Origin of the sequence: Pseudomonas sp. P97.38, assembly GCF_001269745.1 — a bacterium.
In the GTDB taxonomy this organism is placed as follows: domain Bacteria; phylum Pseudomonadota; class Gammaproteobacteria; order Pseudomonadales; family Pseudomonadaceae; genus Aquipseudomonas; species Aquipseudomonas chlororaphis_E.
This window is the reverse complement of the sequence record NZ_LHVJ01000009.1, coordinates 470,765-487,313: the sequence shown is the minus strand read 5'-3', so window position 1 is coordinate 487,313 and position 16,549 is coordinate 470,765. Positions and strand designations below refer to the sequence as shown.

Annotated in this window: 17 protein-coding genes; 7 read left to right on the top strand and 10 right to left on the bottom strand. The window is 62.3% G+C overall.

Features of this window, described 5'->3' with window-relative positions; translation table 11 throughout:
- Positions 1 to 52: 52 nt before the first annotated feature.
- The 6 genes from AD664_RS04140 to AD664_RS04115 are packed head-to-tail and all read right to left on the bottom strand — an operon-like array spanning position 53 to position 6,701.
- Complete coding sequence (locus AD664_RS04140) at positions 53 to 919, bottom strand: hypothetical protein (protein ID WP_172679689.1); 867 nt, start codon at positions 917 to 919, stop codon at positions 53 to 55.
- Entirely contained in the window at positions 919 to 1,833 is a 915-nt protein-coding gene (locus tag AD664_RS28010) for a DUF4150 domain-containing protein (RefSeq protein WP_053144580.1), read from the bottom strand. Before AD664_RS28010 ends, AD664_RS04140 begins: the two co-directional genes overlap by 1 nt.
- Positions 1,830 to 2,882 carry a 3-oxoacyl-ACP synthase gene (locus tag AD664_RS04130; protein ID WP_053144578.1) on the bottom strand — a complete coding sequence of 351 codons (1,053 nt, stop codon included), beginning with the start codon at positions 2,880 to 2,882 and terminating at the stop codon, positions 1,830 to 1,832. Before AD664_RS04130 ends, AD664_RS28010 begins: the two co-directional genes overlap by 4 nt.
- A complete protein-coding gene (locus AD664_RS04125; RefSeq protein WP_053144576.1) occupies positions 2,879 to 4,021 on the bottom strand; it encodes a DUF2169 domain-containing protein in 1,143 nt (380 codons plus the stop codon). Before AD664_RS04125 ends, AD664_RS04130 begins: the two co-directional genes overlap by 4 nt.
- A 12-nt stretch (positions 4,022 to 4,033) precedes the next feature.
- The gene (locus tag AD664_RS04120; RefSeq protein WP_053144574.1) at positions 4,034 to 4,483 is read right to left on the bottom strand and encodes a DUF6484 domain-containing protein; all 450 of its coding nucleotides are present in this window, start codon (positions 4,481 to 4,483) and stop codon (positions 4,034 to 4,036) included.
- A gap of 16 nt (positions 4,484 to 4,499) precedes the next feature.
- Positions 4,500 to 6,701: a type VI secretion system Vgr family protein gene (locus AD664_RS04115; protein WP_053144572.1), complete on the bottom strand. Its 2,202-nt coding sequence runs from the start codon at positions 6,699 to 6,701 to the stop codon at positions 4,500 to 4,502.
- A 178-nt stretch (positions 6,702 to 6,879) separates the two neighbouring features.
- On the opposite strand from AD664_RS04115, the gene AD664_RS04110 reads away from it, so the two are divergent.
- Complete coding sequence (locus AD664_RS04110; RefSeq protein ID WP_053144570.1) at positions 6,880 to 7,953, top strand: LirA/MavJ family T4SS effector; 1,074 nt, start codon at positions 6,880 to 6,882, stop codon at positions 7,951 to 7,953.
- 26 nt (positions 7,954 to 7,979) lie between these two features.
- Here the strand turns inward: AD664_RS04110 and AD664_RS04105 are convergent, their stop codons facing one another.
- The 3 genes from AD664_RS04105 to AD664_RS04095 all read right to left on the bottom strand — a co-directional run bounded on the left by AD664_RS04105 (position 7,980) and on the right by AD664_RS04095 (position 11,073).
- A complete protein-coding gene (locus AD664_RS04105; protein WP_053144568.1) occupies positions 7,980 to 8,621 on the bottom strand; it encodes a TetR/AcrR family transcriptional regulator in 642 nt (213 codons plus the stop codon).
- 17 nt (positions 8,622 to 8,638) lie between these two features.
- Complete coding sequence (locus tag AD664_RS04100; protein WP_053144566.1) at positions 8,639 to 10,165, bottom strand: FAD-dependent oxidoreductase; 1,527 nt, start codon at positions 10,163 to 10,165, stop codon at positions 8,639 to 8,641.
- Between the two features lie 113 nt (positions 10,166 to 10,278).
- On the bottom strand, positions 10,279 to 11,073 hold the full coding sequence (locus AD664_RS04095) for a helix-turn-helix domain-containing protein (protein WP_053144565.1): 795 nt from the start codon (positions 11,071 to 11,073) through the stop codon (positions 10,279 to 10,281).
- Here AD664_RS04095 and AD664_RS27465 point away from each other — a divergent pair.
- The 6 genes from AD664_RS27465 (at position 11,072) to map (ending at position 15,578) form a co-directional block, all read left to right on the top strand.
- Positions 11,072 to 11,389 carry a DUF1656 domain-containing protein gene (locus AD664_RS27465; protein ID WP_157061537.1) on the top strand — a complete coding sequence of 106 codons (318 nt, stop codon included), beginning with the start codon at positions 11,072 to 11,074 and terminating at the stop codon, positions 11,387 to 11,389. The genes AD664_RS04095 and AD664_RS27465 overlap by 2 nt on opposite strands.
- A 10-nt stretch (positions 11,390 to 11,399) precedes the next feature.
- Positions 11,400 to 12,308 carry an HlyD family secretion protein gene (locus AD664_RS04085; protein WP_053144563.1) on the top strand — a complete coding sequence of 303 codons (909 nt, stop codon included), beginning with the start codon at positions 11,400 to 11,402 and terminating at the stop codon, positions 12,306 to 12,308.
- On the top strand, positions 12,308 to 14,251 hold the full coding sequence (locus AD664_RS04080; protein WP_053144561.1) for an FUSC family protein: 1,944 nt from the start codon (positions 12,308 to 12,310) through the stop codon (positions 14,249 to 14,251). The genes AD664_RS04085 and AD664_RS04080 overlap by 1 nt, the downstream gene beginning before the upstream one ends.
- A 20-nt stretch (positions 14,252 to 14,271) precedes the next feature.
- Positions 14,272 to 14,469 carry a hypothetical protein gene (locus AD664_RS04075; protein ID WP_053144559.1) on the top strand — a complete coding sequence of 66 codons (198 nt, stop codon included), beginning with the start codon at positions 14,272 to 14,274 and terminating at the stop codon, positions 14,467 to 14,469.
- Positions 14,470 to 14,586: 117 nt separating this feature from the next.
- Positions 14,587 to 14,793: a ParD-like family protein gene (locus AD664_RS04070; protein WP_042728600.1), complete on the top strand. Its 207-nt coding sequence runs from the start codon at positions 14,587 to 14,589 to the stop codon at positions 14,791 to 14,793.
- 2 nt (positions 14,794 to 14,795) lie between these two features.
- On the top strand, positions 14,796 to 15,578 hold the full coding sequence (map, locus tag AD664_RS04065) for a type I methionyl aminopeptidase (protein WP_053144557.1): 783 nt from the start codon (positions 14,796 to 14,798) through the stop codon (positions 15,576 to 15,578).
- Positions 15,579 to 15,589: 11 nt separating this feature from the next.
- On the opposite strand, the gene AD664_RS04060 is transcribed toward map, so the two are convergent.
- Positions 15,590 to 16,468, bottom strand: coding sequence for a LysR family transcriptional regulator (locus AD664_RS04060; RefSeq protein WP_053144555.1), 879 nt, complete (start codon positions 16,466 to 16,468; stop codon positions 15,590 to 15,592).
- Positions 16,469 to 16,549 lie beyond the last annotated feature (81 nt).

The window sequence follows — 16,549 nt, the reverse complement described above, 5'->3', positions numbered from 1 at the left end:
GTTGCGCGTGTCTGCTTCCAGCGTAGACGTCAGTCAGCCGCTTGGGAGGCCGCTAGGGCAGCGGGTGGCCAAAGAAGTAGCGCTTACCCACCTCGAAGGGCTGGGGCGACGCCAGGTAGCGATCCAGGATGGCCGCGGCGTTGAGCGGCTGAAAGTCGCCGTTCCTGGCGTAGAAGCTGGAGCAGTCGACACCGCTGTACACCTCGAACTTGCGTCTCCAGACGAGGAAATTGCTCCAGTCGATCCACGTTTCGGCGTCGCCAGGCACCAGCGCTTTTCGCATCAGCCAGGCTTGTTTGTTCAGGTCGATGGGCTCGCCGCCGGAAATCGAACACCGGTCGCTGCCATAAGCGTTCTGCAGTTCGCGCAGGCGTGCGTCGACCGCGTCCTTGTATTGGCTGTCGCTCAAGCCGCTGTCAAAGAATTCGGGTTCGTTTTCGACAGGGTCCAGCAGGTTGGTCAGGTTGGCCTCCACGGCCGCCCGGTCGGCCCGCCGCGTCAGCGTTCGCCACGCCTCGACCATGAACGGGACCAGCCACAGCACCCCCGACCACTGGGCCGCCAGGCACGCCTCGATGCGAAGGTACGGCGGGGCTTCGAGCATGAGTTCGGCGAGGAACTCCAGGTCGCTGTCCAGGCCGGCATCAGCGGTCAGGCCAAGGCAGGCCGAGACCAGTGTCGGCGCGCAGTCCTTGTCCAGGATCCATTGGCGCAGGTGTGACACATGGCTGTAATCGCCACGCTTGGCACTCTCCAGGATCGAAGCCAACGCCAGCCACGGATCATCGCTGCGCCATCCCTCAGGGGATAACACTTGCGCCGGGACGGGCCTGGCGTAGTGATATCCGCGCCCCTTCCAGTAGAAGCAGTCCTGAAGGAAATCCGGTCTTTGGGTGTACATGTAGCTACTGGTTTTCATCATGCGGGCCTTGGGAAACTGTTGATGCGCGCCTCTTGGAGCGTACTCAACTCGCCTTCGAGTTTCTCGCACTTCTTGCCCGTGGGCGCAAGGTTTCCTTGCCCCGCCGGACACCCTCCAGCTGCTTTGGGAACCCTGTGCGCCACGGGCTCTCCCTGACCCACGCCTTTCCACTCCATGTAGGCGGGCCGGTTTATCGTCCAGTCCGTCTCGATGTTACTTTTCTCCCGTTTGCTGGTGACGTAGTACTTGTTGCATCCACTGGGTTTCTTCCCGGCAGGAGGCAGCAGGTGCCGGCATTGGGGATTGGCCCGGACCTTGGCGAGGAGGGCAGCATTCCCGGGGTTCTGGGCCGTGCCATAGAACTGCTCCTCCGACATGAACTCACCGTTCGCCTGGGCCTTGGAATGCGCCGTACCGCCGCAGCATTCACATTTGTGCTTGCCCGCCACCTTGGCGTCTTGCTGGACCGGGGCGTACTTGGCGGTATTGACCATCGGCACTGCCGCATTGGCCGCCGGGCTGGCGTGGTTCGAGGTGGTGAGGTCGGTGTGCCGGTCGACGTTGTGGCCTTCGAACAGCACGTCCATCGACCATGAAACAAAGTAGGTCTTGCCGGTGATGACGTGGGTAATGACACCGGCGCCTTGGCTTCTTGTCGCCGGTTCGTCACCCAGCGGTGAAGTTTTGTAGAACGAAAGGTTTTTCAGCATCACCTCCTTGTTCTTGATCTTGACCGTGCGGCTGCCTTTCTTCATGTCCTTGGAAAATGAAGTGTCCGGGTAGGGGACCGGAATGGGACCTGCCGGCGGCGGCGGAGGGGTCAGGCAGACATCCGGGAATGCCGCGATGACTTTGCCACCGCCTGCCTTGCAGGCAATCTCATCGCCGTTTGCATAGACCTCGCAGCTCATGGGGCACCCCCCGATTGACGCGAGTCACGCACCACGGCAACGGCACGCGCGCCTTGCAAGGCGCTGGTCAAGCAGATCGCGGTGTTGCCCGGTGCATAGCCCTTGCGCAACGCCTGGTCGGCGAGGATCAACTGGGCGATGCCGGCCACCGCTCCGGTGTCGCCCATGGCCTGCGCCCAGTGCCAGAGAGGTTGGTCCTCTTTTCTTACCGTGCGCCACAGCCGGGCTTCCATCAGGGGGATTTCCTTGAACCCGAATTGCTCCCCCGTGGCATCGGACAGGCGCAGGTCAATCTGGTGCAGCCCCAGGTTCGACTGTGCCAGCGCAGCCCGCGCGGCCTCGGCCAGGCCCTCTGCCCGAAAGGGCTTGCACGACAACAGAGGCGCCTGTTCCTGGGCAAACCCCAGGCCACAGATTTGCAGGCAGGTGTCTGCTTGCCGGTGGGCCTGGACCAGCACGGCCGCGGCGGCTTCGCCCGGAAACAGGCCGTCCACGTGAGTGCTGGTCTTCAGTCGGCGATGTTGGTCCAGCCACTGCAGTGTCGATGCGTTGAGCAGCGAGTCGACTCCACCCACCACGCAAGCGGGGACGCCCGCGTCGAAGATCAAGCGGCTGGCTTCATGCAAGGCGCGCAGGCCGGCCACATGGCCACACGGGATGACTTTCGACAGGCCGGGATGGAACTGTATGCCCAGCCGTGTGGCGAGATCCTGAAGAATGGTCTGGGCCAGTGCCCGGATGTCGACGCCCGGACGTTCGGGTTCAGCCAGGCACAGGAGCAAGGGCACCTCCTTGAACGCGAGTGTTGGCGCGTTCTGTACCAGTTCGGCGAGCGCCTGCATAAAGAGTTTGGACAGGCGCGGCGAGGCCGGCAAATCCAGGTCCAGGGTGGGCACCGCCGCGCCGATGATGGGTTCGCCGTCGTTGTCCAGGAACGGCAGTTCCGAAAGCGCTGAAAGGCCTGCGCGCCTGGCGGCACAGGCACTGGCAACGCACAGGCCCACCGGGCTGACCATGCCCGTGCCGGTGATGAACAGGGGCGGCGTCATAGGGTGTGTTCCGAAGGCGGATAGGCTTCTTTCGTCCAGGCAATGAGCTGATCCAGTGACTCGAAGTGTTGCTTGCCCCGCATGCGTTCTTCGTAGGCCTTGGCCTGTTCGAACTGACGAGCTGTCTGCCCGACGATGACGCGGGCGACCTCCCTGATGTTGCGCCCAAGCGGCGATGACGCTCGCCACGTCAGGGTGAATCGCCTGGCGTCAGGTTCGAGAATGACTGTGTCGACGACGGCTGCGCTTTCCCGGGTGCTGCCATCGTGCAGGACGATCAGCATCGGCAGTTTCAAATGGGCCGGAAGCCTGAATGCCGAGCGGCCCTTGTCGTCAAGGTTGAGCAGCGCCACCTGCTCACCCCCTTGCGGGTAGTCCATTTGCTGGTCTTGCGGCGCACTCTGGAAGTAGCGCACGTCAAAATTCTCCGGCAGAAACGGAAACTGCTGATCGAGCCATTTCTGATCGTACGTGCCGGCCCATTGGACCCGCTGCCGCCAGGCCCGTCCCACGGGACCCAACGCCATCGGTTTGTAATGACCGTCGGGCGCAGTCACGGGCTGGTCCAGCTCTTCGGTAGTGGGCAGCGGCAGGCCATTGAGCTGCGTGGGATCGGCGCCGGGGTGGTAGCCGACCCCCACCGGGTTCCACGGGTACCACGGGTGCTTCGTCGGGTCTACCGTCGTCCGGTCCACGCCGCCAAAGGCCTGGGCATAGGTGATCGGCATCCTGGTGAATGGAAGCGGCCTGCCGACCGCGTAGGAGAAGGCGCCCGCTTCATAAATGCGTGGCCCGACCACTTTGAAGGCCTTGACCAGCGAGCCGATCTTCATGGCAACGTTGACATCGGTGGCCGGCACGCCATCAGGGGCGTGGCAATGCCCGTTGAGCAAGACATCGCAGCGTGGCTTGTAAAGGGCAAAGTCGTTTTCGTAAGACGCCGCTGACTCCCCCGGGTCGCCGGGGAACACATCGGCCGTGACCAGCGGCACCTGGTCGTCCAGCAGACGGGGCTCGTGCACAGGGTGCACGGGGATGCCATAGGTGCCTTTCGCGACCATGACCAGCCACTCACGGCCGGTCTTGTCGGTTGCGGTCGTGTAGCCGCTGGCCAGGCGAGTCTTGTTTATCCATTCCATGGCATGACGGTCTCAATTGATCTGGACGGAGCCGCCCTTGATACGGTTTACACCGGTGGAGCGGCTGGACAGGTAGGCTCCGCGGATCAGCACCTTGCCTTCGCGGGTGAGGGTGATGCTGGCTTTGCCGCAGCGCAGGACGATTTCCCGTTCGGCGATGAACTCCATACGCTCGCCGTCCAGCTGGGCCAACGCCGGCACGCTGGTTGGCGGCAGACGCTGGATGCGACCGATCACCAGTGGCCGCGCCGGGTCGCCGGCCTCGAACATCAGTGCGAGCTGCACGCCAATGTCTTCGCGGCACAGCGGTGTGGTGCTGCGCGCGGCGAGGCCTGTGTCATTGGGGCAGCCGGGAAAGCCCACCACCGGGGCGTCGGCGCTGGGCACGTCCAGCAACACACCGATGACGACACCGTCCAGGCGCGTGACCTTGCAGGCGGGAAGAGGCTGTGAAACGGTCATGGCGCACGCTCCAGGGTTAGTTCTGCAGGACTTTCTGGCCTTTGACGACCACATTCCTGTCGGCCTTGATCTTGATGGCACCGGAACCGTCGACAGTAATGTTCTTGCCGCTGATCATGATGGTGCCATCCTTCTTCAGGGTGATGCTGGCCGCCCCGGTGGTCAGGGTTATCGAGTCACCGGCGGTGAGCGAAAAGTGCTTGCCGACGTCCAGGCTGTCGTTCTGCTTGATGTTGGTGGTACGACTCTGATCGACATCACGGGATTCGTTCTGGCCGACGTGGGTGCTGTGGTTAGCGGTGATGTCGGTGCTCTGGTTGCCGCTTATCTCGATGCCTTCATTGCCCTTGACCGTCTCGTTGCGGTTGCCCGCAATCCCGATCGTTTCATTGCCGCCGACATCCTCGGTGCGATTGCCGACAATCGTGATGGCCTCGTTGGCGCCGACTTTTTCCGTGCGGTCCGCTCCGATGGTGATGTGTTCGTTGCTGCCGACCTTCTCGGTACGATTGACCCCAATGGTGATTTTTTCATGGTTGCCGACCTCCTCGGTGCGGTTCACACCGATGGTGATGGTCTCGTTGTTGTCCACCGTTTCCGTGCGGTCGTGCTTGACGTGCACGGTCTCGTCGTTATCGATGGTCTTGCGGCGGTCATGACCGACCCAGTGGGTTTCGTCGTTCTCGACCTCGATGTCCTGGTTCTTCTCGGCGTGGATGAACAACTGCTCCGAGCCTTTCTTGTCCTCCATGCGGATTTCATTGAAGTTAGCCGGCGAGCCGCCCTTGCTGGAACGGCTTTTCACACCGCTCTGGGTGGCATTGGCGGGGAGCGCATAGGGCACGGTCTGTTCGGCGTTGTAGACACGGCCGGTGATGATCGGCCGGTCGGGGTCGCCTTCCAGGAAACTGACGATCACTTCCTGGCCGATCCGTGGCAGGTGCATGGCACCCCAGTTCTTGCCGGCCCAAGCCTGGGACACGCGAATCCAGCAGGAGCTGTTCTCGTTGGACTGGTCGTGACGGTCCCAATGGAAGTGCACCTTGACCCGGCCGTACTGGTCGGTCCATATCTCCTCGCCGCTGGGGCCCACCACCACGGCAGTCTGCGGCCCGCGAACAATGGGCATGGGGGTCAGTGGAAGCGGGCGAAAGGCTTGGTGGGCGTCCATGCAATCCAGCTCGCTGACGAACTGTTCGGCCAGGTCCGATTGCCCGCTCTCGTAGGGATCCTGGCGGATCTGGTAGCGTGCGACCACCACCAGGTACTCGCGATTCTGGTCCGCCCGGTCGTACCCCGTCAGCTTGAACAAATGGCCGGCGCCCAATCCACGGGCGAGACCGCGCAACTGCACCCGCTCGAACTGGCTGTGAATGGCTTCGATGCGTGTACGGGCGTAGTGCTCACCGTCGTTGCTTTGCAGGTATTCACCGGGGTAGTCGTAGAGCGGATAGTCGCCGTTGCTGTGGCTGCGGCCGACACTTGAGCGTACCTCGAGACTGGCGCGGGGACGCTGGAAGTCGTAGTCGTTCAACGCCAGCGAACCGGGCTGCACTTCCCGCGCCAGTTGCCAGTCGTAGAAGTGATCGCGCTCGCGCATTTGCCGGTCGGGTGGATAGAAGGGCACCGAGGCGTAGTCCGGCACAGTGGAATGGGCGCCGTAGGCATCGGCCAGCACCAGCACATGGCGCGCCTGTTCGTGCCGGAAGTAGTAGTAGATGCCTTCCTGCTCCATCAGTCGACTGACGAAGTCGAAGCTGGTTTCGCGGTACTGCACGCAGTATTCCCACTCGCGGTAGGTGGCGCTCAGGCTGTCTTCGAAATCGGAAAAACCAAGGTCGCGAAACACCTGCTTGATGATGTCCGGGATGGTCTTGTTCTGGAAAATCCGGCAGTCGGACGTACGTGTGAGCAACCAGAACCAAGGCCGCAGGCTGACACGGTAACCGGCGAACTGGCCGTGGCCGGTCAACTGGCGGCAGCCGCAGACGATGCCATGGAAGTGCCGTTTGCCCCCGTCGTGCAGCTCCAGCGCCAGGCCCATTGGCTTGCCCAGCAACTGATCGAACGTGATCGCGCGGTTTTCGGACGTCAGGTCCAGCTCATAGTGAAAACACCGCCCCAGCTCTTCACTGCCTTCCATACCCTGCAACACCAGGACATTGCCGCCGAGTGGACTGTCGACTTGCACCAGGCGGTTGTTTTGCGTGATCTCCATATCGCCTCGTCATTGACCCGAGACAGCGCTGAACTGTGTTTCAAGATAGGTGACACGACAGGGTTGGTTAGGCTCGTTAGCTATAGGGGTTATTTCAAATGCACCAGCCGAGGGGGACGACGTGATTTGCGCATGCCGTGCACCTTTGTGGACGCGGGCTAAGCTCAAGAGGCCACTCATGGAGGATGACGCGATGCCCGCTCAGAGCGAAGCCAGTGTAGCGTTGGATTTCACCCAGCACTTTTCTCAGGCGTTTCAAAACAGCGACTACTATCAGGATTTCTGCGATGTAGGAGCGCTTTTGTCAGCGGAAGAAAATTGTCGGGGCCCGCTGGCGTATCTGGAGCAACAGCTATTTATCCTGTTCTCAGAGCGCGTAATGGCTGCCCAGGGGGCGTTACGCGCCAAGAACATCGACATTACGCCGGACACCTTGCTGGACCTGTTCAATCATTTGAGCGGCATGAGGAAACAATGGAACAGGGGAACACCCGCTGAGTTTAATGAACTGGCCGAGATCGCGAAGAAAACCACCAGCAAGCTGCTGACCACCGTGTTATCGCGCTGGGAAGCCGATAACGGCTTCGCTGTCGACAAGGAATTCTTTTCCAGCAAGCATTTGCCGGCGGACTTGCTGGTGGGCAACGTGCTGTCGCTGTTCAACGATCAACTGGCATCGGGACGCCCCTTCAAGGACCTCGGCGCCGGCCCGCAGCACGGCGAACATACCCACAGAATCCAGTGGTATCTGATCGGCATCGGGCTGAAACTCGGCCCCAAGGCTGGCGCCATGTTCAGGAATGTCAAACGCTGGATCAGCCGCCAGCCCATCACGTCCATCGACCAATCCAACACTGTCAGGCGATACCTCTGGGAGTATTTGTTCGACAGAGAGGGAGACCCGTCGAATGCCGCATCGGTTGCGTTCAGATGCACGGACAAGCTCGACTTCCGTGCGCCCAGCAACTTGAACAGGTTTCTAATGGACGATGCGCAGCGCGGGACGTATCCGCTCTTGAATTGGTGTTTGAACTACCGATTCGACAAACGTACCCACCAACGTGCGGGGATCGAGTATGTGTCTTCCAAGGTTTCCAATCGGAATGTCAAAAAAGTTGCGAACGCCTACGAGCGCCAATTCGTCGAGCCCGGTGACAACCGGCTGCTCAGGGCTTTCAACAGTGGTTTGTTCATTCGCAGGGGGCATCTTATCAATGGGGTTAAATGGCAGAACTGGCCGGATGATCTCTAGTTGAAGATGCGTTGACGCAAGACCAACTATGGGCGCCCGTGAACCATCATCCCCCTAATCACCGTCTCCGCATGCTGCCGGGCAAGCGCTTGAAGGTCGGGCGCGTAGGGACTGAACAGGCCGAATATCTCTTTGAACAAGGCCCCCGCGATCATCGGGCCTAGCACGGAAAACGCATAAAGAGTCGGGTCGCCAGGGCGAACTTCACCGCGTTGTTGCGCTTCGCCAATGACCCCCGTCATCAGTTTCAGCAGGTGGGCCACGACGTTGTCGTGCCAGATCGTCGCCAGGTCAGGGAAGGTTCGGCTTTCAGCGATCACCAGCCGGGCCAGGGCAGGGACGCGGCTGTCACCCAGGCGGCCGGCCGCGCCGCTGAGTATCAGGGGCACCAGGTCGCGCAGTGGGCCTCGATAACCTGTCGACACCTGCTCGATGTCTTGCAGGTTGATCGAAACGGCATGCTGCACAACGGCACGAAACAGGTCTTGCTTGGTGTCGAAGTAGCGATAGAGCGTGCCTTTGACCACGCCGGCGCGCTTCGCCACGTCGCCCAGCTTGGCTGCGGCGAAACCACATTCGGCAAATACATCCAGCGCCGCGTCGATGATTTCGGCGGGGCGGGCGTCCTTGCGCCGGTTCCATTTGGGTTGGGTATCCGTAACGTCCATCACCTGGCCTGGCGGGTTCAAACCGGCAGTATAAAGCCGCGCTCACCGAAATAGCGGTTTAACGCGGCGGTGTCCGCATTGGGGTCAGCCAGTGCCACGTAGGTGTCCGGACGCAACAGATACACGGCGTCTCGCGCCATCCCGGCCTTCTGGTGCTCAGCCTGCCAGGCGAAGACGTGCAGCGCCATGCCGCAGGCCTGGCACCATTGCACCAGGTCGGGCCTGGCCTCACCGTAGACATGCACCTGCCAGCCGATGGCACGCAGCGGCTCGTAGTTGTCCGCACCGGGCGTGGGCACCCACGGCAGCCGATCACCGCCCTGGATGTCTCCCGCCCGGCCCTGGCTCAACGGGCTCTCGTGGTAGTTGAGGGTGGTTTGCGAGATGACACGAAACAGGTACTCACGCACGTTTTCGCGCTTGTACGCGACACTCGCGAACGCAGGGACGATGCGGGTGCGCACGAAGTCGGCGAACCCGCCTTGGGCGGTTGCGAACGTGAACACTTTGTCGGTGGTCTCGACGAGCTTGTGGGCAAAGGCCTGGCGCTCGGCCTGATAACTGTCGAGCAAGGTCTCGCGGGCCTTGCCGTTCAATACCGCGGCCAGCTTCCACGCCAGGTTGATCGCATCGAGGATCCCCGTGTTCATGCCTTGGCCACCTGCCGGGCTGTGGACGTGGGCGGCGTCGCCCAGCAGAAACGCTCTGCCATGGCGGAACCGATCCGTGACGCGATGGTGGACGCGATAGGTGGAAAACCAGTTCACGGCGCTGATCTGGAGGTTCAGGCCATCGATCGCGCCGTGGCCGACATCCGCAAATGTCAGGGTTTGCGCAGGCTCGGCACGTTCCTCCTGGGCGGTGCCAATCAGACGATAACGATCCGCTTCACCGTAAGACAGGACCAGCACGAACTCGGACTTGTCGAAAGCCACATGCGCCTCCCCGGCAGGCTCAACGCCGCTGGCGGTGACATCGGCGACGTAAAAGAGCTGCTTGTAGGTGCCGCCATCGAAACCGCTGCCGGTCGCATGACGAACGAGGGAACGGGCGCCGTCGCAGCCGGCCAGGTAAGACGCCGTGCACGTTTCCTCGTGCCCGTCGGCATGCCGCAGGAGGGCCGTGACCTGGCCTGGCGCTTCCTCGAAAGACAACAGTTCAGTCTGGCGTTCGACGTCGATACCAACGCCCTGAAGCTGTTCGATCAGCAGGCGCTCGTGGCGGTCCTGCGGGTAAATCAGGACAAACGGGTAGGGCGAGATCGCCGCGCCCGCGTCGATCAGTGGCAAGCGTGCTTTGCGATCACCGCGGGCCCACATATTCATGGCGGGGGTCTTGTAACCGGCATCCACCACTGCATCGGCCATGTCGAGCTGGCGATACAACTCCAGGGTGCGTGCCTGAACCGCCATGGCGCGAGACGTTTCACCCGGGGCGCTGCTCTTGTCCACGATGCGGACGGCAACGCCTTGCCGATGGAGCCAGAGCGCAAGCGTCAATCCAGTGGGGCCGGCTCCCACGATGAGCACATCGGTCTGTGGCATGAACTGGCCTCACGACTATTAATGACCCTTGAGTCATTAGTAGTCGTGAAGACTGGTGCTGTCAATGATGGGTTGGGGACCCCCGGCGGTGCGCTCGTGGTCTGTGCCTTCGACTAGCGCGTCACGGTATTGCGGATATACCGCGCCGGCGACGAGCCCAGCGTCTTGCGAAACATGCTGATGAACGAACTCACTGACTCGTAGCCGAGCGCCTCTGCAGTGCGTTGTACCGACTCGCCCTCGGCCAGGCTCTGCAGGGCCACGATGATTTGCCATTGCTTGCGCCATTGGCCGAATGTCAGCCCGGTTTCGCGCTTGATCAGCCGCGCCAGGGACCGTTCGCTCATGGCGACCTGATGGGCCCACTGGGCCATGGTGCAGCGATTCGACGGGTCCTGCGCCAGGCTACGGGCGATGAAACGCAGTTGCGTCGAGGCGGGAAGCGGCAGGTACAGCTGTTCGGTGGGCGCCAGTTCCAATTGTTCGAGGAGCACGCTGGCCAACCGCGCCTGGGTACTGGCCGGAGGGTAGTCCTGGGGCTGGGCGCTCAGGTGCAGGATCAACTCCAGGATCAGCGGGGAAAGCACCAGCGTGCAGCATTTTTGCGGTAGCGCGGCGGCGCCGGGTTCCACGAACAGGTAGCCGATCTTGCCGTTGGCGGTCACCCGGTTGCTATGGGCGATACCACCCGCAATCCACACACCGAACCCCGACGGTACCATCCAGACCCCATCCTCCACGGTGCACACGATGCCCCCGCGATAAGCCACCACCAGTTGGCCTTTGCGATGGGTATGCACGGGGAATTCGGTGTCGTGTCGCTGGCTCCCCAGCATCAGCGCGACGGCGGGCTGTTCGAAGCTGTCCAGTTCAAATTGTTCCATCGCCGAGAGATGCGTCTGGCCCATGCCGTCTCACTCAAGTTGTCTGAATTTGATTATAGGTTGGCAGCATACTCAATATCGGCACATCCCTGCAGTCCTTACCATCGTCACCAAGGCCATCAAGGTGATTGCCGACTGCGAGACGCAACCGATGCTGAGTGAAATCACAATTGCCCACCTCTATCTGCCTCCCTTCTTGCTCTACGTAGGGGTTGCAGCCCTGGTGTATGGGGCGCTGGAGCGGATCATGCGGCGCTGGCTGGACTGGACCTGGCACCCGGAGATGGCGCGTTTTTTCGTGTCGCTGATCGTCCTCTCGCTGCTGGTCTTGAAAGGGTGAGGGCGGCGCAATGATCATCAAACAAGTGCTCAAGGTGCTCGTCACCCTTGGACTCGGGCTGATTGCCCTGCTGTTTTGCTCGCAGTTGTGGCGTGCCTATGAGTTGGCGCCCTGGACGCGGGACGGGCGAGTCAGCGCACACGTCATTCGTATCGCCCCCGAGGTGTCCGGCCAGGTAGAGCGGCTGCGGGTGGGCGACAACCAGTGGGTCGCCAAGGGCGACCTGCTGTATCAGATCGACCGCAGCGCCTATTTGATCGCCGAGCAACAGCGCACGGCCGAGTTGGCCGAGGCGCGCAGTGTCTTCGAACAGCGCAGCACGCAGTTCAAGCGCCGTCATCAGTTGGGCGATGCCATCGCGCAGGAGGAGATCGACAACGCCGCCCGTGACCTGGCAGTGGCCAAGTCGCGCCTGGACGCGGCCCAAAGCCAGTTGGCCCAGGCGCGCCTTGACCTGGACCGCACGACCATTCGCTCGCCGGTGGACGGCTACGTGACCCAACTGCGACTTCAGCCGGGTGACTACGCGTCGGCGGGCCAGACCAACATCTTTGTGGTCGACAGCCATAGCTTCTGGGTCACCGGGTACTTCGAGGAAACCAAGTTGTCGGGGATTCGGGTCGGCGCCACGGCATCGATCAAGCTCATGGGGTTTGCGACGCCGCTTGAAGGGCATGTGGCGAGCATGGGCAGGGGCATCGCCGACGGCAATGAGCTGCGCAGCAACAACGGCTTGCCTCAAGTGGCGCCAACGTTCAGCTGGATACGCCTGGCCCAACGGGTGCCGGTGCGGATTGAACTGGACAAGGTGCCGGCGGACGTGGAGTTGGCCGCCGGGATGACTGCCAGTATCGAGGTCGCCGAGGCAGGGGCCGCGCCACGTTGGAGGCTGACGCAGTGGCTTCAGGCGTTCCTGTGATGGCCCGTGGGTTGCAAATGCTCGGGGCACGGCTCGCCGCATGGAACCCCCAGCCCTCGGGCTACCTGTTGCGCAGCCTTGCGGCGGCCACCCTGGCGCTATGGCTGGGCTTCCAACTGCACCTGGAGGCGCCGTTCTCGGCGGCTTCGACGGTGTTGTTGCTGATCCATCCGCTCCAGGGCGCGGTGGTCGGTAAAGGCTTCAATCGAGTATTGGGAACGGTGGTGGGGCTCGTCGTCGCGTTGCTTCTGACCGGTCTGTTCGCCCAGAAAATGCTGCTGTTCATCCTCGGGATCGGGGTGTGGCTGGGGCTCTGCGTCGGCGCAATGACCCTGCTGCGGCACTACCAGGCCACGGCAGCCGTGGTTGCCGGCTACACCGTCTGCCTTGCCCTGGGACCGGCGATCGTCGCGCCGCAGCTGGCTTTCGAACATATCGTGGCGCGGTGCACGGCAGTCGTATTGGGAGTGTTGAGCCTGAGCCTGGTGGCCACTTTGTTCAGCCGCAAGACCGTCGAGCCGAAACTGCGTCTGGCCCTCCGGGACGTCTGCTCCCGCACGGCGCAATGGCTGGCCATGCAGTTCAAGGCGGAGCCGGGTGCACACCCGGCGATTACGCAACGCCAGCTCGCCATCGACATCAACAAGGTGGATGAGCTGCTCGGGATCGGCCGAGGCGAGTCCTTTCTGATTCGCGCCAGGCAGGCGAACCTGGAGGCGGGGCTGGCGTACCTGCACGCCGTGGTCCTGGACGAACGCACGACCGATCGGTGTGTCTCACCTGCGTTCGCCCAAACGGGCATGGCGTTGCAACAACTGGCCGACACGCTACCCGGCTTTCGCGCAGCGGCCGATCGTGTCCGGGCGCTGCAAACTCGCCTGGCACAAGCACCTGAGCACACGACAAGCCAGCAGCGCTTGAAGGACCAACTGGCTGACCTGTCCAGCGCCTTGCTGAGCTTCGCCAGCCTTGAGCATGCGCCCCGGGCGCCTGCCCGGGCGGTGGGTTTTCACCGTCACTATGCAGACGCGTTGCGTAACGGTTTGCGAGCGCTGCTGGCGACGCTGGCAACCGCAGCGTTCTGGTACCTGTCTGCCTGGGACCAAGGGCCGACGCTGTTGGCGGTGCTAGGGCCGTGCTGCACGTTACTGGCCACCAGCCCGACGCCCACCCAAGGCCTGGCCCGCTTCTTCAAGGGCACTGTCTACGGAATAGTGGCGGCAGCGGCGTGCAAATTCCTGGTGCTGCCACACCTCAGCGGGCTGGTGCTGCTCACGGTGGTGATGATCGCGTTCTGGGCCGTGGGCATTCAGGCCACCACCCGCCCACGCCACGCCCTGCAAGGCGTCGCCTACCTGATTGGCTTCAACACGCTCGTCAGCACAGGCCTGGCGGCCCAGTACGATTTCGCCGACTTCGCCAACCAGGCACTCGCGTGGCTCGTGGCGCTTGCCCTATGCGTGCTGGCCTTCCAACTGGTGCCGGGAAAACCCCACCGCCACCCACACGTGTTGAGGAAGGCGATTCACCAGGACACCCACCGACTGCTTCGTCATGGGCACCGGATTGACCCGTTCAAGTGGCAGGCCAGGCAGCAACACCGATGGGTGACCTTGCAGGCGTTGGCAGCGGCCGATGAATCGCAGACTGCCCAGGCCGACGCCACGGCCCTGCAACTGAGCCGGCAACTGATTCGGCTGCAACGCAAAACCCGCGACCTGGCTCCTGAGTCATCGACCGGTCAATGCGCGCGACGGGGCGATCGACGGATTTCGACGTCTGCCTCCGACCCGGCGATCAGCGCGGCCCAGGCCCGTCGAACCGCAAGCTCACTGACCCGCCTCGGCGCCCACGACCTGGCTGCCGATTATCGGGAGCTGGCGAGGCTGCTCGAAACGTACGCACACCTCGTCAGCGCGGATAAGCGCAAACGCTTTCGTTAACACAACCCAGGTGAAATGAAATGAAGCCACTTCTTGTTCCAATCCTGTTCGGTTTGATCCTGTCTGTTCCATGGAGCGTCCAGGCTTCGGACGGCGCTGATGCGCTGGAGCGTCGCCAGCAGGCCCTCAAGCAAGAGCAGACGCGCCCGGCGGGCAACGAGGACTCAACGGCCCGAGCGCCCAAGGCACAGAAACAGAAACCGTCCTTGGCGAGCTGATCACAACGCCGGCCCTGATGAATCAGGATTGCCAACGCGGGCGCCCGACCATTGCCCTTGGTTTTAATACATACAAAGCATATGCTCTTCATATACGAAACGTATGGAGTGAAACCAATGGGCATCGTGAACATCGACGACGAACTGCATGATCAACTGCGCCGCGCCACCAAAGTGTCTTGCCGTTCCATCAACGCGCAGGCGGCTTTCTGGATCAAGGTCGGACTGCTATGCGAAATGAACCCCGATCTGAGCTTCAACGAGGTCATGCGCCGAGAGCTCGGCAGCGCCGGCGTGCGGGCCCAGCCACTGGTGATGAGTTGAGCATGATCAAGAATCCGCAGCAGGTCGCGCTGATGGCGGAGTCAGGGCGACTGCTGGCGTTGGTGTTCGAGCGGCTGGACCAAACCCCGCTCGCAGGAATGTCGACCCTCCAGGTCGATGCCATGGTGGAACGGTTCATCGTCGACGATCTCAAGGCCCGACCGGCGAGCAAGGGCCAGTATGGCTTTGGGTTCGTGCTCAACTGCTCGGTCAACGAGCAGGTTTGCCACGGCGTGCCATCGCCCTCCAGGATTCTGCGCGATGGCGATATCGTCAATCTCGACATCACCCTGGAAAAGAACGGCTATATCGCCGACTCCAGCAAGACCTACCTGATCGGCAATGTCAGCGCCGCTGCGCGGCAACTGGTCCAGGTCACGTACGAGGCGATGTGGCTCGGCATCCGCGCGGTACGTCCAGGCGGGCGGCTGGGCGACATTGGCGCGGCGATCGAGCAACACGCCAGGCGCAATGGTTACTCGGTGGTGCGTGAATACTGCGGCCATGGCATCGGCCAGCAAATGCACGAAGAACCCCAGGTGCTGCATTTCGGCAAGCCAGGCACCGGCCTGGTGCTGCGCGAGGGGATGGTGTTCACCATCGAGCCCATGCTCAATCAGGGCAGCAGCCACGTCAGGACCCTGGCCGATGGCTGGACGGTGGTGACCCGGGACGGCGCACTCTCCGCGCAGTTCGAACACACCGTGGCGGTGACGTCATCTGGGGTGTCGGTGCTGACGTTGCGCTCGGATGAGTTGGACGGGCGTCCGGTGCCGGCTCTGTAGTCTGGGTGCCGTTAGAGGCGCTCGCCCTGGAGGTGCTCACGAATGAGCTCGGCCAGTAGCCGTGCCGGTTCGGTCAAACCCTGGCCAGAACGATGGATCAACCCGATATCACGGTGAAAGGTGTGCACGCCGAGGTCCAGTGCTCGCACGCCCGCCGGCCAGGGCGGGTTCTGCGTCGTTTGCGGTACCAGCGCAACCCCGACGCCGTTTTCGACCAGTTTGACGATAGCCTGCAGCTCATCCAGTTCGAAGACTTCGTGCGGGGTGACGTGCATCTGGCGCAGGAAGCGATCGACCTGCCTGCCACCGAAGGAGGATCGGTCGTAGCGAATGAAAGGGTGGGTGGAAAGCAGCGCCGCCCAATCGTCCCCTGGCACCTGGCGCGGCACGATCAGGCGGTAGGGCTCAAGCGCCAGGGTCGTCCAGCGCAGATCACTGTGCAGCGAAAAGGGCGGTCGAATGATCACGGCCAGGTCGATCTCGCCAGCGTCGACCAGGTTTACCAGCTCCATCGACAGTCCCGGGATGACACGCGTGCGGCACAGTGGACTTTGCTGGTGAAACCGGGCCAGGGCATCCGGCAGGTAGGAGCGCTGCACGGACGCGATCGCACCGATGTTCACCCGCACGCTCGCTGGTTGCCCCACCGCCGCGGAGCCCAGGTTGTCGTAGAGCTTGAGCAATTCCTGGGCCTGCAGGAGTACCTGCTGGCCCATGGGGTTGAGATGGGCCGTGCGGCCTTTTCTGTCGAACAGCTCGAAGCCGAGCTCGGCCTCCAGGCGCTGGACCTGTGCGCTGACAGCGGCCTGCGTGAGGCCGATTCTGTTCCCGGCAGCAGCAAAGGTGCCTTCGCGCGCCACCGCAATGAGCGTCTTGAGTTCTTTGATCATTCACAAATATTAATTGTGCTTCTAAGAAATATATATTGATTTTTCTGGTTGGTTTTGCCCGCTACGATGCGTTTGTTCCCC